General features: G+C 73.1%; 25 protein-coding genes, 1 pseudogene and 2 riboswitches. Of the genes and pseudogenes, 13 read left to right on the top strand and 13 right to left on the bottom strand.

Annotated elements, in window-relative coordinates:
• Nucleotides 1–42: 42 nt before the first annotated feature.
• The 3 genes from B9B60_RS01905 to B9B60_RS01895 all read right to left on the bottom strand — a co-directional run bounded on the left by B9B60_RS01905 (nucleotide 43) and on the right by B9B60_RS01895 (nucleotide 2,892).
• The gene (locus tag B9B60_RS01905; protein WP_084449626.1) at nucleotides 43–1,416 is read right to left on the bottom strand and encodes an MBL fold metallo-hydrolase; all 1,374 of its coding nucleotides are present in this window, start codon (nucleotides 1,414–1,416) and stop codon (nucleotides 43–45) included.
• 12 nt (nucleotides 1,417–1,428) lie between these two features.
• Nucleotides 1,429–2,016, bottom strand: a complete 588-nt coding sequence (locus B9B60_RS01900; protein ID WP_084449625.1) for a rhodanese-like domain-containing protein — start codon at nucleotides 2,014–2,016, stop codon at nucleotides 1,429–1,431.
• A 63-nt stretch (nucleotides 2,017–2,079) separates the two neighbouring features.
• Nucleotides 2,080–2,892: a sulfite exporter TauE/SafE family protein gene (locus B9B60_RS01895; protein WP_084449624.1), complete on the bottom strand. Its 813-nt coding sequence runs from the start codon at nucleotides 2,890–2,892 to the stop codon at nucleotides 2,080–2,082.
• Between the two features lie 70 nt (nucleotides 2,893–2,962).
• On the opposite strand from B9B60_RS01895, the pseudogene B9B60_RS01890 reads away from it, so the two are divergent.
• The 3 genes and pseudogenes from B9B60_RS01890 to B9B60_RS01880 form a co-directional block, all read left to right on the top strand.
• Nucleotides 2,963–3,259, top strand: a pseudogene (locus tag B9B60_RS01890) (ankyrin repeat domain-containing protein); the annotation flags it as partial.
• Between the two features lie 311 nt (nucleotides 3,260–3,570).
• Entirely contained in the window at nucleotides 3,571–3,930 is a 360-nt protein-coding gene (locus B9B60_RS01885) for a hypothetical protein (protein WP_084449622.1), read from the top strand.
• Between the two features lie 2 nt (nucleotides 3,931–3,932).
• Nucleotides 3,933–4,421, top strand: coding sequence for a pyridoxamine 5'-phosphate oxidase family protein (locus B9B60_RS01880; protein ID WP_407656442.1), 489 nt, complete (start codon nucleotides 3,933–3,935; stop codon nucleotides 4,419–4,421).
• 58 nt (nucleotides 4,422–4,479) lie between these two features.
• Here the strand turns inward: B9B60_RS01880 and B9B60_RS01875 are convergent, their stop codons facing one another.
• Together B9B60_RS01875 and B9B60_RS01870 are read right to left on the bottom strand one after the other, a co-directional pair.
• Entirely contained in the window at nucleotides 4,480–4,713 is a 234-nt protein-coding gene (locus tag B9B60_RS01875) for a hypothetical protein (RefSeq protein WP_084449620.1), read from the bottom strand.
• A gap of 26 nt (nucleotides 4,714–4,739) precedes the next feature.
• Nucleotides 4,740–6,110, bottom strand: a complete 1,371-nt coding sequence (locus B9B60_RS01870) for an MBL fold metallo-hydrolase (RefSeq protein ID WP_234993695.1) — start codon at nucleotides 6,108–6,110, stop codon at nucleotides 4,740–4,742.
• A gap of 74 nt (nucleotides 6,111–6,184) precedes the next feature.
• Between B9B60_RS01870 and B9B60_RS01865 the strand changes: the two genes are divergently transcribed.
• Both B9B60_RS01865 and B9B60_RS01860 read left to right on the top strand, forming a co-directional pair.
• Nucleotides 6,185–6,586 (top strand): DUF302 domain-containing protein, encoded by a 402-nt coding sequence (locus B9B60_RS01865; RefSeq protein ID WP_084449618.1) that lies wholly within the window; start codon nucleotides 6,185–6,187, stop codon nucleotides 6,584–6,586.
• A 25-nt stretch (nucleotides 6,587–6,611) separates the two neighbouring features.
• Entirely contained in the window at nucleotides 6,612–6,878 is a 267-nt protein-coding gene (locus tag B9B60_RS01860) for a metal-sensitive transcriptional regulator (RefSeq protein ID WP_084449617.1), read from the top strand.
• Here the strand turns inward: B9B60_RS01860 and B9B60_RS01855 are convergent.
• Together B9B60_RS01855 and B9B60_RS17740 are read right to left on the bottom strand one after the other, a co-directional pair.
• Nucleotides 6,865–7,359, bottom strand: coding sequence for a hypothetical protein (locus tag B9B60_RS01855; RefSeq protein ID WP_084449616.1), 495 nt, complete (start codon nucleotides 7,357–7,359; stop codon nucleotides 6,865–6,867). The two genes, B9B60_RS01860 and B9B60_RS01855, sit on opposite strands and share 14 nt — an antisense overlap.
• Entirely contained in the window at nucleotides 7,356–8,321 is a 966-nt protein-coding gene (locus B9B60_RS17740; protein ID WP_159451128.1) for a GNAT family N-acetyltransferase, read from the bottom strand. Before B9B60_RS17740 ends, B9B60_RS01855 begins: the two co-directional genes overlap by 4 nt.
• A gap of 101 nt (nucleotides 8,322–8,422) precedes the next feature.
• Between B9B60_RS17740 and B9B60_RS01845 the strand changes: the two genes are divergently transcribed.
• From B9B60_RS01845 to B9B60_RS01830, 4 genes are all read left to right on the top strand, one after another.
• Nucleotides 8,423–9,094 (top strand): GTP pyrophosphokinase, encoded by a 672-nt coding sequence (locus B9B60_RS01845; protein WP_200811117.1) that lies wholly within the window; start codon nucleotides 8,423–8,425, stop codon nucleotides 9,092–9,094.
• A 130-nt stretch (nucleotides 9,095–9,224) separates the two neighbouring features.
• Nucleotides 9,225–9,407, top strand: a riboswitch (cyclic di-AMP (ydaO/yuaA leader).
• The gene (locus B9B60_RS17735; protein ID WP_269466343.1) at nucleotides 9,404–10,168 is read left to right on the top strand and encodes a C40 family peptidase; all 765 of its coding nucleotides are present in this window, start codon (nucleotides 9,404–9,406) and stop codon (nucleotides 10,166–10,168) included. Its footprint overlaps the riboswitch before it by 4 nt.
• Nucleotides 10,169–10,331: 163 nt before the next feature.
• Nucleotides 10,332–10,520, top strand: a riboswitch (cyclic di-AMP (ydaO/yuaA leader).
• Nucleotides 10,517–11,365: a C40 family peptidase gene (locus tag B9B60_RS01835; RefSeq protein WP_072625895.1), complete on the top strand. Its 849-nt coding sequence runs from the start codon at nucleotides 10,517–10,519 to the stop codon at nucleotides 11,363–11,365. It overlaps the preceding riboswitch by 4 nt.
• A 141-nt stretch (nucleotides 11,366–11,506) precedes the next feature.
• Entirely contained in the window at nucleotides 11,507–13,246 is a 1,740-nt protein-coding gene (locus tag B9B60_RS01830; RefSeq protein ID WP_084449615.1) for an AMP-dependent synthetase/ligase, read from the top strand.
• Between the two features lie 51 nt (nucleotides 13,247–13,297).
• Here the strand turns inward: B9B60_RS01830 and B9B60_RS01825 are convergent, their stop codons facing one another.
• A complete protein-coding gene (locus tag B9B60_RS01825) occupies nucleotides 13,298–13,879 on the bottom strand; it encodes a class F sortase (protein WP_084449614.1) in 582 nt (193 codons plus the stop codon).
• 140 nt (nucleotides 13,880–14,019) lie between these two features.
• Nucleotides 14,020–15,057, bottom strand: coding sequence for an excalibur calcium-binding domain-containing protein (locus B9B60_RS17650; protein ID WP_084449613.1), 1,038 nt, complete (start codon nucleotides 15,055–15,057; stop codon nucleotides 14,020–14,022).
• A gap of 138 nt (nucleotides 15,058–15,195) precedes the next feature.
• Between B9B60_RS17650 and B9B60_RS01815 the strand changes: the two genes are divergently transcribed.
• The 4 genes from B9B60_RS01815 (at nucleotide 15,196) to B9B60_RS01800 (ending at nucleotide 18,603) form a co-directional block, all read left to right on the top strand.
• Complete coding sequence (locus B9B60_RS01815; RefSeq protein ID WP_084449612.1) at nucleotides 15,196–15,867, top strand: class I SAM-dependent DNA methyltransferase; 672 nt, start codon at nucleotides 15,196–15,198, stop codon at nucleotides 15,865–15,867.
• Nucleotides 15,867–17,057, top strand: a complete 1,191-nt coding sequence (locus B9B60_RS01810; protein WP_084449879.1) for a winged helix DNA-binding domain-containing protein — start codon at nucleotides 15,867–15,869, stop codon at nucleotides 17,055–17,057. Before B9B60_RS01815 ends, B9B60_RS01810 begins: the two co-directional genes overlap by 1 nt.
• A gap of 105 nt (nucleotides 17,058–17,162) precedes the next feature.
• Nucleotides 17,163–18,164 carry an intradiol ring-cleavage dioxygenase gene (locus B9B60_RS01805; RefSeq protein ID WP_084449611.1) on the top strand — a complete coding sequence of 334 codons (1,002 nt, stop codon included), beginning with the start codon at nucleotides 17,163–17,165 and terminating at the stop codon, nucleotides 18,162–18,164.
• A gap of 19 nt (nucleotides 18,165–18,183) precedes the next feature.
• Entirely contained in the window at nucleotides 18,184–18,603 is a 420-nt protein-coding gene (locus tag B9B60_RS01800; RefSeq protein ID WP_084449610.1) for an ankyrin repeat domain-containing protein, read from the top strand.
• A gap of 40 nt (nucleotides 18,604–18,643) precedes the next feature.
• Here B9B60_RS01800 and B9B60_RS01795 read toward each other — a convergent pair whose 3' ends face one another.
• From B9B60_RS01795 to B9B60_RS01780, 4 genes are all read right to left on the bottom strand, one after another.
• On the bottom strand, nucleotides 18,644–20,536 hold the full coding sequence (locus B9B60_RS01795; RefSeq protein WP_143445393.1) for an NHL repeat-containing protein: 1,893 nt from the start codon (nucleotides 20,534–20,536) through the stop codon (nucleotides 18,644–18,646).
• A 30-nt stretch (nucleotides 20,537–20,566) separates the two neighbouring features.
• Entirely contained in the window at nucleotides 20,567–21,340 is a 774-nt protein-coding gene (locus B9B60_RS01790; protein ID WP_084449608.1) for a HEAT repeat domain-containing protein, read from the bottom strand.
• Nucleotides 21,341–21,447: 107 nt separating this feature from the next.
• A complete protein-coding gene (locus B9B60_RS01785) occupies nucleotides 21,448–22,992 on the bottom strand; it encodes an MFS transporter (RefSeq protein WP_084449607.1) in 1,545 nt (514 codons plus the stop codon).
• The gene (locus B9B60_RS01780) at nucleotides 22,989–23,618 is read right to left on the bottom strand and encodes a TetR/AcrR family transcriptional regulator (protein WP_084449606.1); all 630 of its coding nucleotides are present in this window, start codon (nucleotides 23,616–23,618) and stop codon (nucleotides 22,989–22,991) included. The genes B9B60_RS01785 and B9B60_RS01780 overlap by 4 nt, the downstream gene beginning before the upstream one ends.
• Nucleotides 23,619–23,802 lie beyond the last annotated feature (184 nt).

The raw sequence follows: 23,802 nt of genomic DNA, 5'->3' as shown, positions 1-23,802 counted from the left end.
CTCACCCCACCTCTCTGGTCGAGGTGAGGTCACCTCTGGCGCTCAGGCGTCGACGGTCTGCTGCTCCCAGGCCGCGTACCCGCCGACGAGGTCGGTGACGTCCGTGTGGCCGACCGAGCGCAGCAGGCTCGCCGCGACGGACGAGCGCCACCCGCCGGCGCAGTGCACGAGCAGCGGACGGTCTGTCGGCAGCTCGTCGTGGCGGCGGGCGAGCTCGGCCAGGGGGATGTGGACGGCGCCGGGGATGACCTGCCCGTCGGCGCGCTCGCCGGCATTGCGCACGTCGACGACGACGGTCTGCTCGGGCAGCGCCGCGAGGTCGGCGACCTCGGTGCGCTCGCTCGTCGCCATGAGGGGGGCGAGCGGACCGTCGAGCGTGAGCGGCGCGGCGACGTGGCCGACGACCGCGTCGTGGCCGATCCGCCCCATCCGCAGCGCCGCCTCGGCCGCCCGGCCCTCGGGCGCGACGAGGAGGACCTCGACGGCGTGGTCGACGACGGTGCCGACCGTCTCGGCGAAGCGGCCGTCGAGGCCGACGTTGACCGAGCCCGCGAGGTGCCCGCGGGCGAAGTCCTCGGGCGAGCGGGCGTCGACGACGGTGACGCCGCCGGCGATCGCGGCGGCCACCTCAGCCGGCGCGAAGGGGACGACCGACTGCCCGGGCTCGAGCAGGTCGCGCTGGCGCAGGTTCAGCGTGGCATCGACCTGGAAGTACGCGGGCGCGGAAGGTTGGCCGGTCGTCACCATCTCGATGAAGTCCTCGACCGACATCTCCGCGGCAAAGGGATTGCTCGCGCGCTGCGCCGCGATCGTCGACTCGAGGTCGTCGGAGAGCCCACGGCCGCAGGAGGACCCGGCACCGTGCGCCGGCATCACCTTGGTCTCGTCGGGCAGCGGCAGCAACACGTCGTGGAGGGTGTGGTGCATCGCCGTGGCGAGGTCCTCGGCGGTGGAGCCGTCGGAGACGACGAGGTCGGGCCGGCCGACGCCGCCGATGAAGAGCGAGTCACCGGTGAGCACCGCGTGCGGGATGCCGCCCTCGTGGACGAGGACGCTGATCGACTCCCACGTGTGACCGGGGGTCTCGAGGATCTCGAGGGTGACCTCGTCACCGAGCTCGATGCGGTCGCGCCCGGCGAGGGTGCGCACCTCGAACTCGGCGCGCTCGGCAGCGGTGGGGCCGTAGCCGATCCACGCGCCGGTTGCGGCGGCGAGCTCTAGGTGACCGGCGACGAAGTCGGCGTGCACGTGCGTGTTGATGACCCCGACGATCGTCAGGTCCTGCTCGCGGGCGTCCGCGAGGTACTCGCTGACGTCGCGGCGCGGGTCGACGACGACGGCGCGGCGGCTCCCTTCGTCGGCGATGAGGTAGGAGCCGTGCGAGAGGCAGCCGAGGTAGTACTGGGTGAGGATCATGTCTCGCTCCTGTCAGTTTCGGCCGCCGCGCAGCTGCGCGAAGACGGCCTCGGGGGTGGGCTCGTGGCGGCGGTTGTGGGGCATGCGCGAGAGGAGCGCGCCCATCGCGCAGGTGTTGGTCAGGGCGGCTCCGGTGAGGCCGGCGCCGATGCCCGCGGAGAGCCACTTGGCCTGCGGGACGACGGTGCTCGCAAGGATGCCGGTGAGGACGATCGAGCCGGCGACGAGGCGGACCTGGCGCTCGAGGTCCCAGCCCCCTTCGCCCGCGACGACGTCTCCACCGGCGCTCTCCCACGCGGTGATGCCGCCGTCGAGGACGTGCAGGTGGTCCGTCCCGGTGTCGGCCAGGGCGCTCTCGGCCCGGGAGGCTCGCGCGCCCGAGCGGCACACGAGGACGACGTCGTCGTCGAGGTGCTCGGCCAGCTCGCGGCGGTGCTCCTCGAGGAGCGGCAGCGGCACGTTGTAGGAGCCGGGGATGTGCGACGCGGCGAACTCCGCCGGCGTGCGCACGTCGACGAGACGCGGGCCAGCCGGCTCGGCGAGCCAGTCCCGCAGGTCGGTCGCGGTGAGGGTCATGGGGCGGGTGGTGACGGTGGTCATGGGTTCCTTTGATCGGGGATGGACGAAGGGGAGGTCAGTCGGGTTGGTCGGGGGCAGGTTGCGTCAGGCGAGCAGCCCGGGGAGGGCCTGCGCGGCGGTGAGGGCCGCGACGCCCAGGACGAGGACCGCGAAGGCCTTGGAGAGGCGCTGCGCGGGGATGCGGTCGGCGACGCGGCTGCCGAGGAGGCTGGCGACGACCGCCGCCGCGGCGAAGCCGAGGATCAGCGGCCAGTCGAGCTCGCCGGCGCCGTGCTGGAAGCGGGCGACGAGGGAGGTCGCGCTGTTGACGGCGATGACGAGCAGGGAGGTGCCCACGGCGACCGGCATCGGGAAGCCGAGGACCATGACGAGCGCCGGCACGACCACGAAGCCGCCGCCGACACCGAGGAAGCCGGTGAGGAGTCCGACGAGGCTCGCAGCCACGACGAGCTTGAGCAGCCGCGGGCAGGCGCAGGTCACGGGGTTGAGGGTGAGGATCGGCTCGTGCGGCCGGAGGTCGGGCTCCGGGCGCGTGCCGCGACGGAGCATGAGCACCGCCACGACCGTCATGAGGACCGCGAAGGCGGTCATGAGGACGTCGGGCTCGACCGCACGCGAGGCCGCGGACCCGGCGACCGCGCCGAGGACCCCGAGGAGGCCGAAGGTCAGCCCCTGCCCGAGGCGCACCCGGCCGGCCCGGTGGTGGGCCGGCAGGGAGAGCACCGAGGTGATGCCGACGATGATCAACGAGCTCGTCGTCGCCGCGACCGGCCCCTGGCCGAGCAGGTGGACGAGCACGGGCACGGCGAGGATCGAGCCGCCTCCGCCGAGGGCGCCCAGGGCGAGGCCGACGGCCAGCCCGAGCGGGATCACGGCAAGGAGTGCGGCGGTGTGCATGGCTCGAGGTTAATACCCCTGGGGGTATACATGCAAGGCGCGGACACTCCGGGCCCGATGGCGCGCGTCGGGCACCTCCGTCGACCTCGCCGGGCCGGACGGCAACACCCTCCTCATGCTGGCGGCCTACCACGGGCACGCCGCCCTCGTGCGGGCCCTCGCGGAGCGGGGTGCCGACGTCAACCGGCTCAACGACCGCGGTCAGGCGCCCGTGGCCGGTGCCGTCTTCAAGGGCGAGGCCGACGTGGTCGACGCCCTCCTCGAGCACGGCGCCGACCTCGATGCCGGCCACCCGACCGCTCGGGAGACGGCCGCGATGTTCGAGCGGACCGATCTGCTGCCGCCGAGCCGACCAGCGGACCCGTAGGGTCTCCACCATGTTCTCCGACACGACACGACGCGTCCTCGCGATCATCCTCGCCGTGGCCATGGTCGGAAGCCTCGCCACCGGCCTGCTCGTCACGGCCTTCGCCTGAGCGCCGCTCACGGGCGCACTGACGGGGCAGGGCACGTGGATCGCGACCTCCGCGCCTGGCTCACGGTGCTGGGCGTCGCCGCGATCTCTGGGGGCGCGTCGCGCTGCTCGTCGTCCCCGCCGGCGCCCTCCTGGTGCTGCGCACCCCTTCCCGCGAACCGCGCTCCGGCCATAACATGAGGTGATCGACGAAGGAGCCCGCGATGCCCGACGATCGCCGCCCCGACGGGCTGAGCAGGTCCTCGATCCACGTGTGGGAGGACTCCCCTTCGTCGCCCGCGGGCATCGCCCCCGAGCCGGTGACCCGATCGCTCGACCCCGAGCTCACCGCCCGGCTCGACCCCGAGTCCGCAGCCCGCGCATACCTCGAGGGGCACCAGGACGACGCGCTGACCAGCCTCGGTGCCCTGACCCAGCGACTCTCCCGGACGTCGGGGTTCCTCGACGCCCGGGCGGCATCGGTGGCGAGCGCCCGTTCGCTGCTGCGCACACGCCCCGCCGCCGAGCGGGAGACCAAGGTCGCGGCGGTCGCCGCGGCCTTCGACGCGGTCGGCATCGCCTGACCGTGGACACCGGAGAAGGGACGGCACAGATGGAGTCGACGGACACCGTGGAGACGCTCGAGGCGCACACCTGCTGGTCGCTGATGCGGTCGGTCCCGATCGGGCGGCTCGCCGTGATCGTGGACGGTCACCCGGAGATCTTCCCGATCAACGTCGTGGTCGACCGGGGGAGCGTCGTCTTCCGGACCGGGGAGGGCACGAAGGCCCAGGCGGCGATGAGCGACGCCCCGGTGGCCATCGAGGCGGACGGCTTCGACCCCGAGACGGGGCGCGCGTGGAGCGTCGTGGTCAAGGGGCGCGCCCACACGATCACCGACGTGGAGGCGGTGATCGACAGCGCCGACCTCCCGCTCGAGCCGTGGCAGGCCGGCCGCAAGGACCGCTTCATCCGGGTGCGCGCCGACGAGGTCACCGGCCGGCGCTTCCCGGTCGCGGACGCCTCCGTCTGGCGCACGCCGGCCTCGGGCGGGACGCGTGCGGCGATGGAGTAGCCGCGCGAAGGGGAGGCCAGCGGGCCTCCCCTTCGCGCCCGGGTCGGCTGGGCCCGGGTCAGCCGCGGCCGAAGAGGCGACCGAGCATCGACGGCACCGACTGTTCGGCCTGTCCGGACTGACCGGACTGACCGGACTGACCGGACTGACCGGACGCGCTCGACGAGCGCTGCTGGTCGTGACCGGCGCACCGGTCGGCGCGCGGGACGCCGGCCATCACCTGGTCGACATGCTGGCCGCAGCCGGCCCAGGTGGTCTTGCCGCAGACGCGGCACTTCGCTTGACGGCACATGGAGGGTCTCCTCGGGTCTCGGGTGATCAGTCGGTGATGGGCAGGCCGGCGGCGCCGGCGTTGTCGAAGGCGTCGTCGACGAGGACGACGCGGTGACCTCGGGCGGAGAGGAGCGACGCGGCGATCGAGGCCCGGTAGCCGCTGCCGCAGTGGACCCACAGCTCGCGCTGGGGGATCTCGTCGAACCGGTCGAGCAGCTCGCCGATGGGCACGTTCTGCGCGCCCTCGACATGACCGTCCGCGTACTCCCCGGCGAGGCGCACGTCGAGGACGTGCACGGGCCGGTGGTGGCGCACCTGGGACAGGTCGGCGAAGGCCGCGGTCTCCAACGTCTCCAGCGGCCGGTCGGTCCAGTCCTGTGGTGCACCCGTGGCGGCACCGGCGATCCGGTCCAGACCGATCCGGGCCATCTCCCGCTGGGCCTCGGCGACCTGCTCGGAGGTCTCACCGAGCAGCGTGACCCGCGCCTCCCAGGGGATGAGCCACCCGAGGTAGGTGGAGAACTGCCCGTCCAGCCCGAAGCTCAGCGTCCCGGCCACGTGTCCGGCCGCGAAGGCCGTGCGGGTGCGCAGGTCCACGACCCACTCCCCGGCGTCGATGCGCTGGGCGAGGGTGTCCTTGTCGGCCCGCTCGGGGGCGCTCAGGTCGGCTGCGTCGGGCCCCGCGGCGTTGGCCGGGCTCATGTGGACGTAGTAGGCCGGGTAGGCGTCCAGGCCCGCGAGGGTGTCGGCCACCCACTGCTCCTCGGTCTGGGTGAGCGCCGGGTTGCGCCGCTTCTCCTCGGCGATCGTCGACTCCGTCGCTCCGCCGGTGGACCCGGCCGAGCAGAAGGAGCCGAAGCCATGGGTCGGCAGCACCTCGGCGGACTCGGACAGCTCGTCGACGAGACGGTGGATCGAGGCGAACTGGTGGCGCACGAGATTGCCGGTGTGGTCCCGGCCGAGCAGGTCCGGGCGACCAGCGGCCCCGAAGAGCAACGACCCGCCGGTGAAGACGGCCGAGTCGGTGGCGCCGGAGTCGGTGACGCTCTCCATCGCGTAGGAGAGGTGGGTGAAGGTGTGACCAGGGGTCGCGATGGCCCGCACCCGCATCACCGGGGAGACCTCCACGACGTCGCCGTCGCGAATCGGCTCGCGGCCGAAGGAGACCTCGTCCTCGGCGTTGACGTGGTAGCGGGCACCGAGGCGGCGTGCCAGCGCCAGCCCCCCGGTTACGTAGTCGTTGTGAATGTGCGTCTCGAAGACGTCGGTGATCCGCACGCCGGCCTCGTCGGCAGCCGCGAGGACGCGGTCGATGTCTCGCTGGGGGTCGACGACGAAGGCGACGTCGCCGTCATGGGCGAGGTAGGAACGGTCGCCCAGGCTCGGGGTCTCGATGGTGATGATCGTGGGCTCCACGGGTGACAAATTAATACCCCTAGGGGTATGCTGTCAACAGTGGCCCGCCCGGCCACGGACCGAAGGGAGATGACATGCAGTACGGCATCAGCACCACTGTGGACGCACCGTTCGACGAGGCGCTCACCGTCACCCGCGAGGCGCTGGCCGAGCAGGGCTTCGGCGTCCTCACCGAGATCGACCTCGCCGGCACGCTCAAGGCGAAGGTCGACGCCGACCTCGCCCCCTACGTCATCCTCGGTGCCTGCCGCCCCCAGCTGGCGCAGCAGGCGGTGGCTCACGAGCCCTCGATCGGGCTCCTGCTGCCGTGCAATGTCGTCGTGCGCGCCGACGGCGACGCCCGCACCGTCGTCGAGGCCCTCGGCCCCGACATGATGGTCGGGGTGACGGACACTGAGCAGCTGCAGGACGTCGCAGCCGACGCCCGCACCCGCCTCGACACCGCTCTGGCCTCGCTGCCGAGCAGGGTCTCCTGACCCACCGACCCCGAAGGAGAGAGACATGGTCACCCTCGACATGGAGGACATGGGCCCGGTCGTCAACCGACTGCGCCGCGCCCAGGGTCAGATCGGCGGCGTCATCCGCCTCATCGAGGAGGGGCGCGACTGCAAGGAGGTCGTGACCCAGCTCGCCGCAGCGAGCCGCGCCCTCGACCGCGCGGGCTTCGCCATCGTCTCCTCGGGCCTGCGAGAGTGCCTCTCCTCGCCCGACGGGGTCAACGAGGACGACCGCGCCGCGATGGAAAAGCTCTTCCTCACCCTCGCCTGACGCCCGGCGGCGGGGGCGGTTGCCCGGGCGGAGGCCCACCCGTGCCGGGTTGGTGCGGGGAGGACTGTGCCGCAGCGGGGCCCGCCGCCTGCCACGGGACCAGCCCGCGGCGCAGACCCTCGGCGATGCGCTCGATCGACCGCCCGCTCTGCTGCCAGTCGCCGGCCTCGGTCTCCCACGCGAACTCCCAGCCGTCCCGCACTTCGACGCGCCAGTGCCGGCCGAAGAGCATCCGGCCGAGCAGGGCGAAGGGGAGGACGAGCAGCAGGACCAGCATCTCGAGCGCCACGACGACCGACAGGACGACGACGGGGATGAGCAGGATCAGCAGGAAGACGCCGATGATCGCGCTGATCGGGTCGTCGCCGAGGCCGTGGCCGGAGGGGACGTCGCCCCAGTCACCCACGTGTGCCTTGCGCCGCCACGGCATCCACCGCCGCGACACCCGCCACGTTCGCCCGCTGGGGTCGACGACCTTCATGACTGTTCCTCCTCGCGCTCGACGAGCCAGCGCAGCAGCGGCGCCACGTCATCGGGCAGCGGTTGCGCCGGGTCCGTCCAGCGCACCTCCTCGATCTCTGCGGCCGGCATCACCCGCGGCCGGGACTCGCGCACCAGGTGCGGATGGCGGAAGACGCTCGCGATGAGCGGGCGGCCGGCTTCGTTGGCCGCCGCCGTGCGGTGGACCGCGAGCAGCTCGAGGTCCTCGGGCGCCAGGACCAGCCCGAGCTCCTCCTCGACCTCGCGCAGCGCGCACTGTGCCGGGCTCTCGCCCGCCTCGGGCTTGCCGCCCGGGTGCATGAAGGCGGTGGTGCCGCGCTTGCGCACCGTGAGCACGTGCCCGTCGGCGTCGCGCAGGTCGACGGCACTGACGACGATCGCGTCGCCGTGGTCGCGGGGCCGCTCGCTCGCCAGGACGGCGTAGACGAGGCTGTCGGTCCACTCCCCCTTGCTGAAGAGGTCCTGGAGGTGGGTCGCCTCGAGCCGCATCCCGAGCCGCTCGCACAGGGCTGCCGAGGCGGAGTTGCGTGCGTCGAGCTCGGCGACGACGCGGTGCGTGCCGTAGTGGTCGAAGGCGTGGTCGATGAGCGCACGAGCCGCCTCCGTCGCGAAGCCGCGCCCCGCCACGTCGGGACGGAAGACCCAGCCGACCTCTCCCTTCGCCCCCGTCCCGTCCGTGGCCCACAGGGCGACGTCGCCGACGACCGCACCCTCGTGCTCGACGACGAGGGCGAGCGCCTGCCGCGGGGTGTCCAGGCCGGCGCGGCCGACCCGCTCGGCGACGCGGGCGACGGCGACCTCGCGGGTCCACGGCGGCTCGAGCAGGTGGCGCGCGACCTCGGGGTCGGCGTAGTAGGCCAGGGTCGCGTCGACGTCGGCGTCGCGCCACGGCCGCAGCACGAGACGCTCGGTGCGGATCGGCAGGAGCGGGGCGGAGGTCACGGCAGCACGCTAGCGCCGGCGCACGAAGGGGGGCGCTCCCCCCTTCGTCCCGCCTCGCCGGTGCACACCCGGCTCTCAGGGGACCGGCCTACGCTGGCCGGGTGACCAGCGCCGCCCAGCCCCCTGGCCTACCCGAGCTCTCCGACGACGCCGTGCGTCGGTTCGCGCAGATCCGGGAGGACTTCACCCGGATGATGCTCGGCTACCGCTTCGGCATGGAGCAGGTGGCGACGCGGCTGGAGATCCTGCGCGAGGAGTTCGCCGAGCTGCACCTCGACAACCCGATCGAGCACATCTCCACCCGGGTCAAGAGCCCCGAGTCGATCCTCGAGAAGGCCGCACGGCAGGGCGTGGAGCTGGAGATCCCGGCGCTGCGCGAGCACATCACCGACATCGCCGGCGTGCGGGTCATCTGCTCCTTCGTCGCCGACGTCTACCGCCTCATGACCGCCCTCACCGAGCAGGCGGACATCTCCGTGCGCTTGGTCAAGGACTACATCGCCAACCCCAAACCCAACGGCTACCGGTCGCTGCACGTCATCCTCGAGATCCCCGTCTTCCTCTCGTCGGGGCCCGTCCAGGTGCCGGTGGAGGTGCAGTTCCGCACCGTGGCCATGGACTTCTGGGCGAGCACCGAGCACAAGATCTTCTACAAGTACGAGGGTGACGTGCCCGCCCACCTGCGCCAGCGGATCACCGACGCGGCGGCCACGGCCGCGCGCATGGACGAGGAGATGGCGCAGCTGCACCGGGCGGTGCACGGCACCGACTGAGGCGGGCCGGCGCCTGCCGCGAGCGCCCGGCGCCACAGACACGCCGGGACCGATAAAAGATCTCCACAGGGCCGTGACCAAACCGTGTCCCGATGCCCTATTCTTCTTTTCGACCCCACACTGCGGGGTCACCACCAGGTCGCCGAGTCCTGCCAGCCGGGTGGTCCCTGAACACCACGGCAGGAGCGGGGGACCCATTTTTTCGGCCCCAGTGCCTCGGGGTGAAGTCCACGCGGTCGCATGACCGCTGGGCGGGATGCTCATCTCCATCCCAACCCGACAGCTAACTCCGCAGGCGGAGGAGATCCCATGTCGATGTTCTACGCCGGGCGCCACCGCGCCCCGAGCACCAAGACCCCCCACCGCGCCGGCGCCAGCATGGTCGCCGTCGCCGCCGTGAGCCTGGGCACCGCCGCGGCCACCGCCCCCGGCGCCAGCGCTGCCCCCTCTGCGGTCAGCGCTCCCGCGGCTGCCTCCGTCTCGTCGGCCACCTCGGCGACGACCTTCTCCGGCCTGGTCAAGCGGGGCCACCGCGGAAGCCTGGTCAAGCAGGTCCAGCGCAAAGTCGGCGTGAGCGCCGACGGCATCTTCGGCCCCATGACCCAGTCCGCGGTCAAGCGCTACCAGAAGCGCAACGGCCTCGTCGCCGACGGCATCGTCGGCCCCCGCACCGGCACCAAGATGGGCCTGCGCTCGACCTCCACCGTGTCCTCGCGCACCACGACCCGGTCCTCGGTCTCCACCTCCTCGGTCCTGTCGACGGCGGCCAGCCTCGTCGGCACGCCCTACGTCTACGGCGGCACCTCGCGGTCCGGTTGGGACTGCTCGGGCTTCACCCAGTACGTCTTCGCCCGCCACGGCAAGAGCCTGCCGCGCACGGCCGAGCAGCAGCGTCGCGCCACCACCCGCGTCTACTCCCCGCAGCCCGGCGACCTCGTCTTCTTCGGCGCGCCGGCCTGGCACATGGGCATCTACGCCGGCAACGGCATGATGTACGACGCCGGCAACGCGCGCGTCGACACGACCAAGCGCAAGATCTGGACGAGCAACGTGACCTACGGCCGCGTCCGCTGACCCCAGCACCCCACGACGAAGGGGGCTCCGACCATCACGGTCGGGGCCCCCTTCGTCATTGCTGCCCCTGCGTCATTGGTGCACAACGGGTTTCGCCACCCGCGTTACCATTTCGTGACTATATGACCTATGGTCGAACGCGGTCCCGGCCACTGCCGGGACGCCGTCGAGGACGCCGAGTCCTACCACCTCGACGGGGTACCCCAGCAGCACCGGTAGGAGCGGAGGACCCAACCTCTGGCCACACGGCCTCGGGGTGAAGTCCTACGGCGGGGCATCGCCCGGTCTAAGGGCGGGATGGTCTCCATCCCAACCCGACAGCTAACTCCGCAGGCGAGAGGAGACAGCATGACCATGTTCTACACCGCACGTCACGCCGCCCCCCGCGCCCACCGCTCTGCGGCACAGCGCACGGGCGCCGGCGTCCTCGCCGCCACGGCTCTCGGCCTGGGGGCATCGACGATGACCGCCACGAGCGCGGCAGCCCAGGGCGGCCCCGAGGCTCCGGCCCCGGCCACCTCGCAGACCGCCTCGACCGGCGGCGCGCAGAGCGCCGGCAACTCCGTCGCTCCCAGCGGCTCGACCTCCTTCTCCGACCACGTGCGCGTCGGCGACACCGGCAGCGTCGTCAAGCAGATCCAGGACAAGGTCGGCGTCAGTGCCGACGGCGTCTTCGGGTCCCTGACCGAGCAGGCCGTGAAGAGCTGGCAGGCCAAGAACGGTCTGTCGGCCGACGGCATCGTCGGCCCCGAGACCGGCTCCGCCCTGGGCCTGACCGGCGGCGGCTCCAGCTCGACCGGTGGTGCCCAGTCCGCGGACGGTGGCACCGCCGAGACCGCCCAGGCCTCGGCCAGCGCCCCGGCCTCCGACTCGTCGATCGTCAACACCGCGCGCAGCCTCACCGGCACGCCCTACGTCTACGGCGGCACGACCACCGCGGGCTTCGACTGCTCCGGCTTCGTGCAGTACGTCTACGACAAGGCGGGTAAGGACATCCCGCGCACGACGCAGCAGCAGCAGGCTGCAGCCACCCCGGTCTCCAACCCACAGCCCGGTGACATCGTCTTCTTCGGCAACCCCGCGTACCACAACGGGATCTACGCCGGCGACGGCAAGATCATCGACGCGGGCAACTCCGAGTCGCCGGTGCAGGAGCGCGACATCTGGACCGATGACGTGACCTACGGCCGCTTCTGAGCGACCCCGCGCAGGCCGCTCCCGAGCGGCTCGCACGACAAGGCCCCGACCGCTACGGTCGGGGCCTTGTCGTGCTCGGGTGCCGAAGGCGCGTGAGACACTGGCCCTTTCTACACGTGTAGTCGTCCCAGGAGGTCATCCGTGCCCGCCACCCACGCCACCGGCGAAGCCCTCGAGCTCACCGACCGCGACCTGCTCCCCCTTCGTCCCTGGCGTCGGGCGCAGGAGGACCCGCAGCATCCCTCCTTCAGCCACGTCGTCGACGGCGACTGGCAGACCATCACCGCCGGAGAGCACCTCGAGAGCCTCGTTGCGACGGTCCGGGGACTCATCGCAACCGGCGTCACCGCCGGTGACCGTGTGGTGCTCATGGCCGACACCCGCTATGAGTGGCTGCTGCTCGACGAGGCGATCTGGAACGCCGGGGCCGGCACCGTCCCCGTCTACCCGTCGTCGTCGCGCAGCCAGCTCGAGTGGATCGTCCGCGACTCCGGCGCGCGGGTCCTGCTCGTCGAGACGCCGGCGATGGCACAGTTGGCCACCGGTCTCGACGTCGAAGTCCTCGTCATCGACGACGGCGCCCTCGCCACCCTCGCCGAGCGCAGTCAGACCGTGGCCGAGGATGAAGTGCACGCGCGCCGGGACGCAGTGACCTTCGACGGCCTCGCCGGGATCGTCTACACCTCCGGCACCACCGGTCGGCCGAAGGGGGTCGTCCTCACCCACCGGCACCTCGCCGCCGAGGTCGCCGGCTGCCTGGCACACCCGATCGGCGAGGTCGGGGCGCCCGGCCGCCGCATCCTGATGTTCCTGCCGATGGCGCACGTGCTCGCCCGCTCCGTCGCCTACATCGCCGCGCAGTCCGGCGCCACGGTCGGCTTCTGGTCCGACTTCTCGACGATCGTCGAGAAGTTCGGCTCCTTCCGTCCGCACATGGTCGTCGGCGTACCCCGGGTCTTCGAAAAGGTGCACGCCGGCATTCGCGCCAAGGCGGCCGGGCGCCGCGTCTCCGCCGCCGTCTTCGCGAAGGGGGAGCAGGTCGCCATCGACTGGAGCCGGGCTGTGGGCGACGACCCGCGCCCGGGCAGCCCCGGGCTGCGGCTGCGTGTGCTGCACGCGGTCTTCGACCGGCAGCTCTACGCCAAGGTCCGCGCGGCCCTCGGCGGGGAGACGATGTACGAGATCAGCGGCGGCGGGGCGCTCGGCGAGCGCCTCGGCCACTTCTTCCGCGGCGTCGGCGTGCCGATCCACGAGGGCTACGGCCTGACCGAGACCTGCGCGGCGATCACCGTCAACGGGCCCGGCCAGCAGCGTGTCGGCACCGTCGGGCGCCCCCTGCCGGGCAACGAGGTGCGCATCAGCGAGGACGGGGCGATCGAGGTCCGCGGGGCCGTGGTCACCGACGGCTACTGGAACAACGAGGAGGCGACCCGATCCTCGATCGTCGACGGTTGGTTCGCCACCGGAGATCTCGGCTCGCTCGACGACGAGGGTTACCTGACGATCACCGGCCGGGCCAAGGAGATCATCGTGACCGCCGGCGGCAAGAACGTCGTCCCCGGCCCGCTCGAGGACGTGCTGCGGTCCCACCCGCTCGTGTCCCAGGCAATGGTCGTCGGCGAGGGGCGGCCCTTCGTCGCAGCGCTCATCACGCTCGACCCGGAGGCGGAGCGCCCCGCCGACCCGCAGGCCGAGCTCCAGGGCGTCGTTGACGAAGCCAACGAGCTGGTCTCCAAGGCCGAGGGCATCAAGAAGTTCGTCGTCCTCGACGACGACTTCACCGAGGAGTCCGGCGAGATGACGGCGACGCAGAAGCTCAAGCGCCACGTCATCGAGACGCAGCGCGCCGAGGCGATCGAGGGGCTCTACGCGAAGCGCTGAGTCGGGGCCCGAGGGGCAACCCGGGTCCCGGACGGGGACGGTCGGGTCCGCTCACCCGCTCGCCGGCACCGCTGTGAGCACGACGTTGTCGCGGTAGTGCTGCTCCCCGTCGATCGTCATCACCGGGCCGCCGCAGGTGACGAGGGCGAGCTGGCGGGGGCCGTCCACCCGGAAGATCGAGCGGGGCAGCGACACCTTGGAGTAGCTCTGCAGGCTCGTCGTGACGAAGGTCGACCGACGACCCGCGCCGTCGGTGACGTGGACCAGCGCTCCCGGACGGGCCTCACTGAGCCGGGCGAGAGCGCCCGGCGTCCCCGACAGGTCGACGTGACCCGCGAGCAGGGTCGTCCCCTCGCCGGCGCCGAGGGGGGCGGACCACACGTCGCGGCCGACCCGCCACGGCTCGCGCGGGATGTCGAGGGACCCACTGCTGAACTTCACGCCGTCGAGGCTCGCGTAGATCCCGAGCGAGGGCACGTAGAGACGATCGGGACCCATGCGGTCAGGCGACATGACGAGCTCCCGGCTCGTGCTCGACGGGGAGCCGGCCGGGGTGCCCGAGGACGGCGCCGGGTCGTCGGGGATCGCGGCGACGGTCGCCGTGCGGGTCGAGTCCGGGGTCGGCGAGGCCACCGCGAAGGTCTGGCTGGGGACCGGCGCCGCGACCGGCTCCTCGCCGCCCGCGAACGACCACCAGGTCAGTGCCGCGCCCCCGGCGACGAGGACGAGGGCGACGAGCAGCAGCGCGAGTCGTCTCAGGGTGCCGCGCCCGATCAGCTGGCGCGACGAGCGCGCACGGCGACGCCGATACCGCTCAGGACCAGCAGCCCGCCGCCGAGGAGGCCCAGGGTGTTGGGTCCGGCGACGTCGGGGACACCGGCGTTGATCGTGCGGGCCTGGGAGCGGTCCGCGGCGTCGGAACCGTCGGTGCCGAAGTAGGTCTCGCAGGCGATGCCGTCGTTGTCGGCGTCGAGGCGGTGGCGGTCGATGGCCGGGCCACCGTGGGTGGTGAAGAAGGTCTGCGCCTCGGCCTGCGAGGAGAAGTCACCGCAGTCCTTGTCGGCAACCGCGGCCGAGGTCGTCGAGACGGTGACCGATGACCGAGCCGGCGCGGCGGGGGTGGCCTTGGGTGCAGCGGCGGGAGCAGCCTGGGGCGCGGCCGGAGCGGCAGCAGGCGCCGCCTTGGGGGCGGCCGGAGCGGCGGCAGGCGCCGCCTTGGGGGCGGCCGCGGCAGCAGCCGCCGGGGCCTGGGCCGCCTGCGGAGCCGCGGCCTGCGGTGCTCCCGCCGCGGCGGGAGCAGCTGCCGGCGCGGCGGCCTGGGCAGCCGGAGCAGTGGCAGGCGCTGCAGCAACTGGAGCCTGCTCACCGGCGGACGCGTCCGGCGCGGCGGCATCGGCCGGTGCACCGCACGAGGCGTCGAGGAGGGAGTTGACCGGGGTCGCACCATCGGTCCACGCGGCCCGGGCCCAGTCGCGGCCCTCCACGGTCGCGGACGGGTCGGGCTCACCCGCGGTCAGCGCGACGGCCATGACGGATGCGTCGCCGCCTGCCGTCACCTCGGACGCTGGCGCGATGACGGCCGTGACGTCGGCGTCGCCGTCGGCCGCCGAGAGCCCGCGGGCGGTGAGCGCCTCGCGCACCGAGCTGACGAGCGCGGCGTCGACGCCCTCGGCACTGGTGACGGCGAAGGTCGTGCCGGCGTCACACAGGTCGCGCGGCACGGCGGCCGCCGCGGGCGTGGCGAGGGTCAGCGCGAAGCCGCCCGACATGACGAGTCCGGCGATGGTGGTCCTGACAACGGTGGTGCGCACGTCTGCTCTCCCCATGACGAAACGGCGAGGGCGCTCCCCCACGGGCGCGCTCGTGGGCAAGATATACCCGCCGGGGGTCACCCGGGAAGCCCCCTTCGTCGGGCCCTGGCTGACGGTGCCTGCTGGCAGGGTGGGGGCATGGGCGAAGCTGACCACGGGCACCGAGACCACCGACACGATCACCGGCACGACCGGGACGCGCGGCACTTCGACGACACGGCCGCGACCTGGGACGACGACCCGGACAAGGTGCGCCAGTCGGGTGAGGTGGCGGCGGCGATCGCGGGGCGGGTCCCCCTTCGTCCGCGGCTGCGGCTGCTCGACTACGGGGCCGGCACCGCCCTGGTGACCACCGCGCTGCTGCCGCACCTGCCGGAGGTCGAGGTGACCGTCGCCGACAGCTCCTCGGGGATGCGGCAGGTCCTCGCGGACAAGGTCGCGACCGGCACGCTGCCCTCGCCGACGCGCGTGTGGGACCTCGACCTCGAGACCCAGCCGGAGCCCACCGAGCGCTTCGACCTCGTGATCACCTCCAACGTCCTGCACCACGTCGGGGACCTCGACCGGGTCCTCGCCGGTTTCGCCGAGCTGCTCGACGCCGGCGGGTGGGTGGCCGTCGCCGACCTCGACCGCGAGGACGGCAGCTTCCACGACCACGACTTCGGCGGGCACCACGGCTTCGACCGCGCCGAGGTCGCGAGCCGGCTCGCGGCGGCGGGCTTCGTCGACGTGACCGTCGCCGATGCCGGCCACGTGCACAAGCAGGACCGCGACTACCCGGTCTTCCTCGCCGTCGGCCGCCGGGCGTGATGCGCACCGTCGGCGACGCCGAGCGCCGCGCCCGCCTCGCGACGCGACAGGCACTGCACCCCGACCACCACGCACCCGACGTCGTCGGCGCGGCCCGCTCGGTGGTCTGCCTGCACGCGACCGAGGCCGCGACCGTGCACCTGGCCGTCGGCGCCCGCACCACCGGGGTGACCCCCTTCGACGTCGACGCGGCGCTCTACGACGACCGCAGCATCGTCAAGCAGCTGGCGATGCGCCGCACGCTCTTCGCCTTCCCCCGCGACCTGCTGCCCGCCGCGCTCGCCGTCGCCCGCGGCCGGATCGCGTCCGAGCAGCACCGGCTCGTCTCGCGCGACGCCGCCCGCCACGGCATCGCCGACGACGGCGAGGCCTGGCTCGCGACCGCGGGCGCGGCGGTCGAGCGGCGGTTGGCCGGTGGCGAGGCGCTCACGGCCGCCACGCTGCGCGCCCAGCTGCCCGAGCTCACCGGCGCCATCACGGTCAACGAGGGCAAGCGCTACGGCGGCACCTTCAACCTCGCACCCCGCGTGCTCACCTGGCTCGGCGCCGAAGGGCGGATCACCCGCGGGCCCAATGCCGGCCACTGGCGCCTGTCGAAGCCCGCGTGGACCCTCATGGCCGCGTGGCTCGGGGAGGAGCCCAGCGTCCCGGACCTCGCTGCCGGCTACGCCGAGCTGGTCCGGCGGTGGCTGGAGCAGTACGGCCCGGGCACGCTCGACGACGTCCAGTGGTGGCTCGGCGCGACGAAGGGAGCGACCCGCACCGCCCTCGAGGACGTCGGCGCGGTCGAGGTCGACCTCGAGGGCGGCCGCACCGGGTGGCTCCTGCCGGACGACCTCGACCCGGTCGACGAGGTCGGGCCGTGGGCCGCGCTGCTGCCGACCCTCGACCCGACGACGATGGGGTGGAAGCGCCGCGACTGGTACCTCGACCCCGCCCACCGCGACCTGCTCTTCGACAGCAACGGCAACGGCGGCACGACCGCGTGGTGGCAGGGGCGGATCGTCGGCGCCTGGGTCCAGGACGACGACGGGGTCGTCTCGGTCGTCGAGTGCCCGGGCACCGACCTCCCCGGCGAAGGGAGGTCCGCCCTCGCCGCCGAGGCGGCACGGCTCACCGCCTGGCTCGACGGGGTGCGGATCACCAACGTCTACTCGTCCCGCCTCATGAAGGGCGAGCCCCTGCCCTGATCGGCTCCCGACCCGCCACAGGAGGGCCACAGGGAGCCCACAGCACCGCCACGGCGCGAGCCGCGAGTGTTGCTCGTGCAGCGACCACCACGTCAGGAGCCGACCATGACCCGCCAGCAGCGCACCCGCCCCACCTACGAGGGCCGCGCCCTCCCCCGCCCTGACGACGAGCTCGTCGACCAGGGCGCCGGATTTGACGTCGCGACCCTGCTCACGCGCCGTCGGGCGCTCGACGTCCTCGGGCTCGGGCTCGGCTCGGCGGCGCTCGCCGCGTGCGGTGCCGACGGATCGGGCTCGTCGACGAGCAGCGCCACCTCGGGGTCCGCGACGAGCAGCGCCACCTCGGGGTCCGCGACGAGCAGCGCCGGCTCGTCGACGGAGATCCCCGAGGAGACCAACGGCCCCTACCCCGCCGACGGCACCGTCGACGACGTCAACGTCCTCTCCGAGTCGGGCATCGTCCGGCAGGACATCACGACGAGCCTCGACGGCGGTGAGCGCGTCGACGGCGTCCCGCTGACGATGGACTTCACCGTCACGGACATGGCGCAGGGGGCTCCCTTCGCCGGGGCGGCCGTCTACATCTGGCACTGCGACGCGCAGGGCCGCTACTCGATGTACACCCAGGGCGTCGAGGACCAGACCTGGCTGCGCGGGGTGCAGGTCGCCGACGACGACGGCCGGGTGAGCTTCACGACCATCGTGCCGGGCTGCTACTCCGGTCGGTGGCCGCACATCCACCTCGAGGTCTACCCCGACGTCGACTCCGCGACCGACGTCGACAACGTCATCGCGACCTCGCAGGTCGCCTTCCCGCAGGACATGCTCACCCAGGTCTACGCCCGCGACGAGTACGACGGGTCGACCCGCAACCTCGAGGGCGTCGGTTCGGTCGAGGACGACGGGATCTTCGCCGACAGCCTCGACCAGCAGCTGGCCACGATCACCGGGGGCGTCTCGAAGGGGTACACCGCCAGCCTGGCGGTCCACGTCGACACGACGACCGAGCCCAGCGCGGGTGGCGGCATGGGCGGTGGCGGCCAGCCGCCCTCGGGTGGCCAGGGCGGTCAGCCGCCGTCGGGCGGCCAGCCGCCCTCGCAGGACTGACGCCGGGCAGACTGGGCGCATGAGCGATGTCGACGACGCCTACGCCCAAGCCACCGGGGCCGACCAGCCGCAGGACGAGGCGGTCGCGCTCGCCCACCGCCTGCTCGACCTCGCGCGGGCCGGCGACGTGGACGGCCTCGCGCCCTACCTCGATGCCGGCGCCCCGGTCGACCTGGCCGACGAGGCGGGCAACACCCTGCTCATGCTCGCCGCCTACCACGGGCAGGCGAGCCTGGTGGGCGAGCTCGCCCGTCGCGGCGCCGACGTCGACGCCCTCAACGCGCGCGGTCAGTCACCCCTGGCCGGCGCGGTCTTCAAGGGCGAGGTCGAGGTCGTGACCGCACTGCTCGAGCGCGGCGCCGACCTCGACGCCGGAGCGCCCTCGGCGCGGGCGACGGCCCTGGCCTTCGGCCGGACCGACCTGCTCCCCGGCCGCTGAGACGACACCGGCACCGTATGCGTGCCGCCCCGTGGGATGTCTAGGGCTGCTCGGGCACGAGGGCGACGAGCCCGCCGGTCACGCCCACGAGCATCGAGCCGTCCGGGCCGACGTACGTCGCGGCGTAGTGGTTGTTGACCATCGAGCCGGTGCCCGCGAGGCGACGCCACATGATCTCGCCAGTCGTCGCGTCGACCGCGGTGAAGTACCAGGCGTCGATGCCGGCGGCCGACTCCTCCTTGGTGTACGTCGCGATGACGCCGGAGGAGGTCCCCTTGGAGACCGTCGACGGGATGCGGATCTCGTCGTTGGCCCACACGACCTCGCAGCCGTCGTCGGTGACGTCGATGCGGGTCAGACCCGGCTGGGTCGACCGGCCGAAGGTCGCGTCGAAGAGGTTGTACCCGTAGTTGCTCTCGACGAAGAGGGACCGGCCGATGGCGATGAGCGAGTTGTCACCGGCGCTGCGGTCCGGCGCGAAGACCGGCACGCGGCAGACCTCCTTGTCCCCCGCCCCGGCGGAGGTGTCGTAGACGACGACGTGCATGCGCGGGTCGGCGTTGTCGGTGATGGCCACGTGCCGCTCGCCGGCCATGAGCGTGGGAGTCGTGCCCGAGGCCCGGCTCGTCTGCCCCGGCTTGCGCCGCGACCCCGCGTCGTAGGTCTGCTCCCAGACGACGCGCGGTGTGCCGGTCTCCCCGCTCAGGGCGACGAGCTCGCGGGAGGTGACGACCCAGGCCCGGCCGTCGGCGCCGACGGCGAAGGAGTTTTCGATGTCCGCCGCCTCGAACCGGGTCCACCCGGCGCGCCCGGTCTCGGGGTCGAGGAGACCGACCGAGCCGAGCTGCCCGACGACCCAGATCCGCCCGTCGGTGCCGGGCACGGCGGAGTTGATGCCCTCGCCGTCGGCGAGACCGTCGCTGATGTCGAACTCGTCCACGGGCGCGATCTGCGGGTCGCCCGCGTCGTCGGCGACCCGCCACCGGGTGATCCGACCGTCGGAGGTCGGCAGGACGACGCGCTGGTCGGCGTCGAGGACGGCGTAGCCGCCTCCCGCGAAGTTCGTCGCGAAGTCGGCCCGGAAGGGCCGGTCGGCCACGTGCTCGCGGGCGAGCACGTCGAGGGTGTCGGGGTCGAGCACGTTGAGCGTCACGCGGGTGGCGTTGACGCAGACCGCGACGAGGCGCTCGTGCTCGTCGCGCAGGACCGAGGCGCACACCCCGCCGAGGTGACGTCGGATGACCTTGGCCTGCCGCGGGTCGAGGACGTCGCGGTCGGTGTAGGCGTCGGTCATCGCGGCGTCGCCGTGGATGTTGCTGTCGGGGTTGGGCGCGAGCTGCGGTGACTGCTCGGCCGGCTCACCCTCGAGCTCGCCCTGCGGGGTGACCCGGTCGACGTCGAGGTCGGTGCTCAGGGCACTCGACAGCGGCCCGACGGGGATCGTGCGGCTGCTCGCCCCGAGCGCGGCGAGCGCGAGGACCCAGACGGTGAGCAGGGCGACGGTGACCCGACCGGCGCGGGAGCGGCCGAGGTCGCGGGTGCTCTCGGCGCGCGAACGCCAGAGCACGAGGAGGGTCGCCGCGGCGACGACCGCGAGCGGGATGCCGTGGACGATCGGGGCCGCGGTGGTCATGCCGCGCTGGCCGGGCGCGAGGGCCACGACGAGGGCGACGACCGAGAGCACGGCGGCGGCCCGCCGCGAGCCGGGGGTGCGCCGGTGCAGGGCGACGGCCACCGCGACCATGGCGACGGGCAGCAGCGCCACGACGAAGGGGAGGCCCGACGCGATCGTCATCGGCAGGTCTGCACGCCGCCCCTGGGCCCCGACGGCCCGCGGCGAGGTGAGCAGGTTGTCGATCGTCGCGATCGGCGAGGCCACGAGCAGTGCCTGCAGGCCGATCAGGGCTTGGAGGAGTCGGGTCCGGGAGCGCATGCGCCCCATTGTAGCGTGAACCCGGGCGGCTCAGGCGGTCCCGGACCGGTCCGTGAGCAACCACCCAGCGGTGATCGACAGCCAGGCGTCGTCGCCGTCGCGCAGCCGACGCAGCACGTCGTCGACCTCGGGCAGATCGAGGGCGGCGAGGGCCTCGACGGCGGGCAGCACGACCTCCTTGTCGTCCGTCGCCACGACGTGGAAGAGCTCCGGGGCGGCCGGGCGGGCCGCGGGGTCGCCGATGCCCAGGAGCGCCTCGGCGGCGTGCCGGCGCACGGAGCTGTCGGGGTCGGACAGGCGACCGGCGAGGCCCTCGACCGCGGCCTCTCCGGCCTGCTCGAGGGCGCGGGTCAGCTCGCGGCGACGGAACTCCTCCTCCACCCCCAGGGCGTCGACGAGTGCGGCGACGGCGCCCGGGGTGCCGATGCGGCCCAGCGCCCACCACGCCTTGGCCGCGACCGCGTCGTCCTCGTCGTCGGCCAGGGGGAGGATCTCGGCGACCGACTCGGGCCGGCGGATCTTGCTCAGGGCGTGGAGCACCTGGACCCGGCCGGTCCCCTCGGCGAGGGAGTCGTCGCGCAGGGCCTCGACGAGCAGCGGGTAGGTGGAGGTGTGCCGGGTGACGACGGCCCAGGTCAGGGTCTCGCGGACGTAGAAGTCCGGCTCGGTGACGAGCAGTCGCACGAGGTCGGCGGCCACCGTCTCGTCGGCGTGGGTGCCGAGCCACAGCGCGGCGCGCTGCCGCACCGAGGGGTCGTCGTACCGCGCCGCCTGCAGGGCCTTGTCGAAGGAAGTACCGCTCACGTCGCTCGACGCTACCGGCCCCCTTCGCATTGCCCTACGGCAATGCAGCCTCAGGACCACCACCGGCCGACCATTCTTCGCACTTCCTCAAGGAAAGGCGCAGGGGGTCAGCCGTGGGTGGCGCCGGAGATGTCGGTGCCGCGCGGGGTGAGCACGAAGACCACGGCAGCCACGACGAGCATCAGCGTCCCGCCGGCGATGCCGGCGACCTGCAGCGAGTCGACGAAGGCGGCACTGGCGTCGGTGGCCAGGGCCGGCAGGCCGAGCTCGTCGGCCGTCGCCACCGCCGCACCGAGCGAGTCCTCGGCGGCCCGAGCCGCCTGCGGACCCGCCTGCTCCAGGGCGGCCGAGGACTGCAGGTGGGTGCGGTAGACGAGCGCGGAGACGCTGCCGAGGACCGCGACGCCGAGGGTGCCGCCGAGCTCGTAGGAGGTCTCCTCGAGGGCGCCGGCGTTGCCGGCCTTGTCCTCGGGCGAGCCCATCATGACCATCGCCGAGGCGATGGCGAGCGACCCGGTGCCGGCACCGACGAGCAGCATGGCCGTGAGCACGAGCGGGTAGGTCAGCCCGTCGGGTCCGAGCCCGACAGCGAGCAGACCGACCCCCGCCAGCGCCAGGCCCGAGGCGAGCACGGCCCGTGCCCCGACGACCCGCGCCAGCGGCGGCGCGGCGAGCGAGGCGACGGCTCCGGCGAGCGCGACGGGGATGAGCTTGATCCCGGACTCGATCGGGCTCGCGCCCTCGACGAGCTGCAGCCACTGCGTGAGCAGGAGCAGCGCCGCGAGCATGGCGAAGGTCGTGCCGAGCGCCGCGATGATCCCGGCGCTGAAGGGGCGGCTGCGGAAGAGGCCGACGTCCAGCAAGGGCGCATCGCTGCGCAGGCAGCGCCGCACGAAGATCGTCAGCGCACCGAGGCCGACCACGAGCGCCAGCAGTGCCGGTGGGTGGAGGAGGCTGGCCTCCTTGCCGAAGGACTTCACCGACCAGACGAAGGCGACCATGCCGACGAGCGCGAGCACCGCGGCCGTGACATCCCACCGGCCGGCGCCCTCGACCCGCGACTCCGGCAGCACGATCGCGCCCGCGATGATCGCGGCGATCATCAGCGGCACGTTGACGAGGAAGGCCGCGTGCCAGGAGAAGTGCTCGAGGAGGAAGCCGCCGACGAGCGGGCCCACGGCCGCCCCGAGCCCGGAGACGGCGGCCCAGATGCTCAGGGCCGTCGCCCGCTGGGCGGCGTCGGTGAAGATCACCCGGATGAGCGAGAGCGTGTTGGGCATGATCATCGCGCCGCCGATGCCGAGCAGGGCGCGCAGGACGATGACCGCCTCGGCCGTGTCGGCGACGAGGACGAGCAGCGAGCTGACGAGGAAGATCGCATAGCCGAGCAGCAGCATGCGCCGCCGGCCCCATCGGTCGGCGACCGCCGCCCACGGGACGAGGAGCCCTGCGAGGACGAGGGAGTAGACGTCGACGATCCACAGCTGCTGGTTGGCCGTGGGTCGCAGCTCGGCCGCCATGTCCGGCAGCGCGATGTTGAGGATCGTCATGTCCATCGTGATGACGAGCAGGCTCGCGCTGAGGACGGCGACGGCGGCCCAGGCGCGGCGCGTCGACACCGGGGCGGTCGTGGAGGTGAGGGTGGAGGTCATCGGGGGTCACTCCCTTCGATCGTGGTGGGGTCGGTCGTGGCGCGGGCGGCGGGCTGCGCCGGGGCGGCCATGAGCCGGCGGAAGACCGCGGCCATCGCCTCGGCGGACACCGGTTCGTCGTGCAGCCCGGCGTGCAGCGTGGCGCCGTCGAGGTAGAGGCCGATCGCCTCGGCGACGGGCGGGTCGAGGTGACGGGCGAGGATCTCGACGAGCCGGTCGGTCCAGCGCAGCGCGAGCTCACGCAGTCTCGGGTCGTCGCCGAGCCCGGAGTGGACGAGCTCGAGGTCGGCGCGCACCGCCCGTTCGTCGCTGAGGAAGGCGTGCATCTCCTGCGCCAGTCGCTCGGGGGCGTCGTCGAGCGGCAGCAGCTGCGCCTCGACCTCGGCCAGGCCCGCGTCGATGAGGTCGGAGAGCGACTGCAGGGCCAGTTCGCGCAGCTCGTCGAGGGAGGAGAAGTACTGCGTCGTCGAGCCGAGCGAGACCCCGGCGCGGGCCGCGACGGCGCGATGGGTGAGCGAGGAGGCGCCGCCCTCGACGATCAGCTCTGCGGCCGCATCGATGATCGCGCGGCGCCGCCCCTCGGGGTCGCGCCGCCCGGGTGCCGGCCGGTCCTGCGTGGAGCCCACGGCCCCTCCTTCGTTGTTGTACATCCGTACATGTACATGTGTACAGGATCGAAGGGGGAAAGGCCAAGTCGCCCGCGCGGAGCCCTAGCTGTACTGACCCGCCAGGTTGGGTACGCGGTGTGCGGGTGAGGCGCCTTTGAGTGCGGTGTGGCCGCGGTCGTGATTGTAGGTGTGGAGGAAGTCG

The sequence above is a fragment of the Janibacter indicus genome, assembly GCF_900176385.1.
GTDB classification, from domain to species: domain Bacteria; phylum Actinomycetota; class Actinomycetes; order Actinomycetales; family Dermatophilaceae; genus Janibacter; species Janibacter indicus.
This window is presented reverse-complemented; position numbering and strand designations above follow the sequence as displayed.

Excerpts from the sequence above, each read along its gene's own strand:
- B9B60_RS01905 (WP_084449626.1), bottom strand. The coding sequence starts at position 1,416 with ATGATCCTCACCCAGTACTACCTCGGCTGCCTCTCGCACGGCTCCTAC.
- B9B60_RS01885 (WP_084449622.1), top strand. The coding sequence starts at position 3,571 with ATGCCCGACGATCGCCGCCCCGACGGGCTGAGCAGGTCCTCGATCCAC.
- B9B60_RS17735 (WP_269466343.1), top strand. The coding sequence starts at position 9,404 with ATGTCGATGTTCTACGCCGGGCGCCACCGCGCCCCGAGCACCAAGACC.
- B9B60_RS01810 (WP_084449879.1), top strand. The coding sequence starts at position 15,867 with ATGCGCACCGTCGGCGACGCCGAGCGCCGCGCCCGCCTCGCGACGCGA.
- B9B60_RS01800 (WP_084449610.1), top strand. The coding sequence starts at position 18,184 with ATGAGCGATGTCGACGACGCCTACGCCCAAGCCACCGGGGCCGACCAG.
- B9B60_RS01895 (WP_084449624.1), bottom strand. The coding sequence starts at position 2,892 with ATGCACACCGCCGCACTCCTTGCCGTGATCCCGCTCGGGCTGGCCGTC.
- B9B60_RS01855 (WP_084449616.1), bottom strand. The coding sequence starts at position 7,359 with ATGAAGGTCGTCGACCCCAGCGGGCGAACGTGGCGGGTGTCGCGGCGG.
- B9B60_RS01865 (WP_084449618.1), top strand. The coding sequence starts at position 6,185 with ATGCAGTACGGCATCAGCACCACTGTGGACGCACCGTTCGACGAGGCG.
- B9B60_RS01875 (WP_084449620.1), bottom strand. The coding sequence starts at position 4,713 with ATGTGCCGTCAAGCGAAGTGCCGCGTCTGCGGCAAGACCACCTGGGCC.
- B9B60_RS01815 (WP_084449612.1), top strand. The coding sequence starts at position 15,196 with ATGGGCGAAGCTGACCACGGGCACCGAGACCACCGACACGATCACCGG.
- B9B60_RS01785 (WP_084449607.1), bottom strand. The coding sequence starts at position 22,992 with ATGACCTCCACCCTCACCTCCACGACCGCCCCGGTGTCGACGCGCCGC.
- B9B60_RS01795 (WP_143445393.1), bottom strand. The coding sequence starts at position 20,536 with ATGCGCTCCCGGACCCGACTCCTCCAAGCCCTGATCGGCCTGCAGGCA.
- B9B60_RS01900 (WP_084449625.1), bottom strand. The coding sequence starts at position 2,016 with ATGACCACCGTCACCACCCGCCCCATGACCCTCACCGCGACCGACCTG.
- B9B60_RS01835 (WP_072625895.1), top strand. The coding sequence starts at position 10,517 with ATGACCATGTTCTACACCGCACGTCACGCCGCCCCCCGCGCCCACCGC.
- B9B60_RS01860 (WP_084449617.1), top strand. The coding sequence starts at position 6,612 with ATGGTCACCCTCGACATGGAGGACATGGGCCCGGTCGTCAACCGACTG.
- B9B60_RS01805 (WP_084449611.1), top strand. The coding sequence starts at position 17,163 with ATGACCCGCCAGCAGCGCACCCGCCCCACCTACGAGGGCCGCGCCCTC.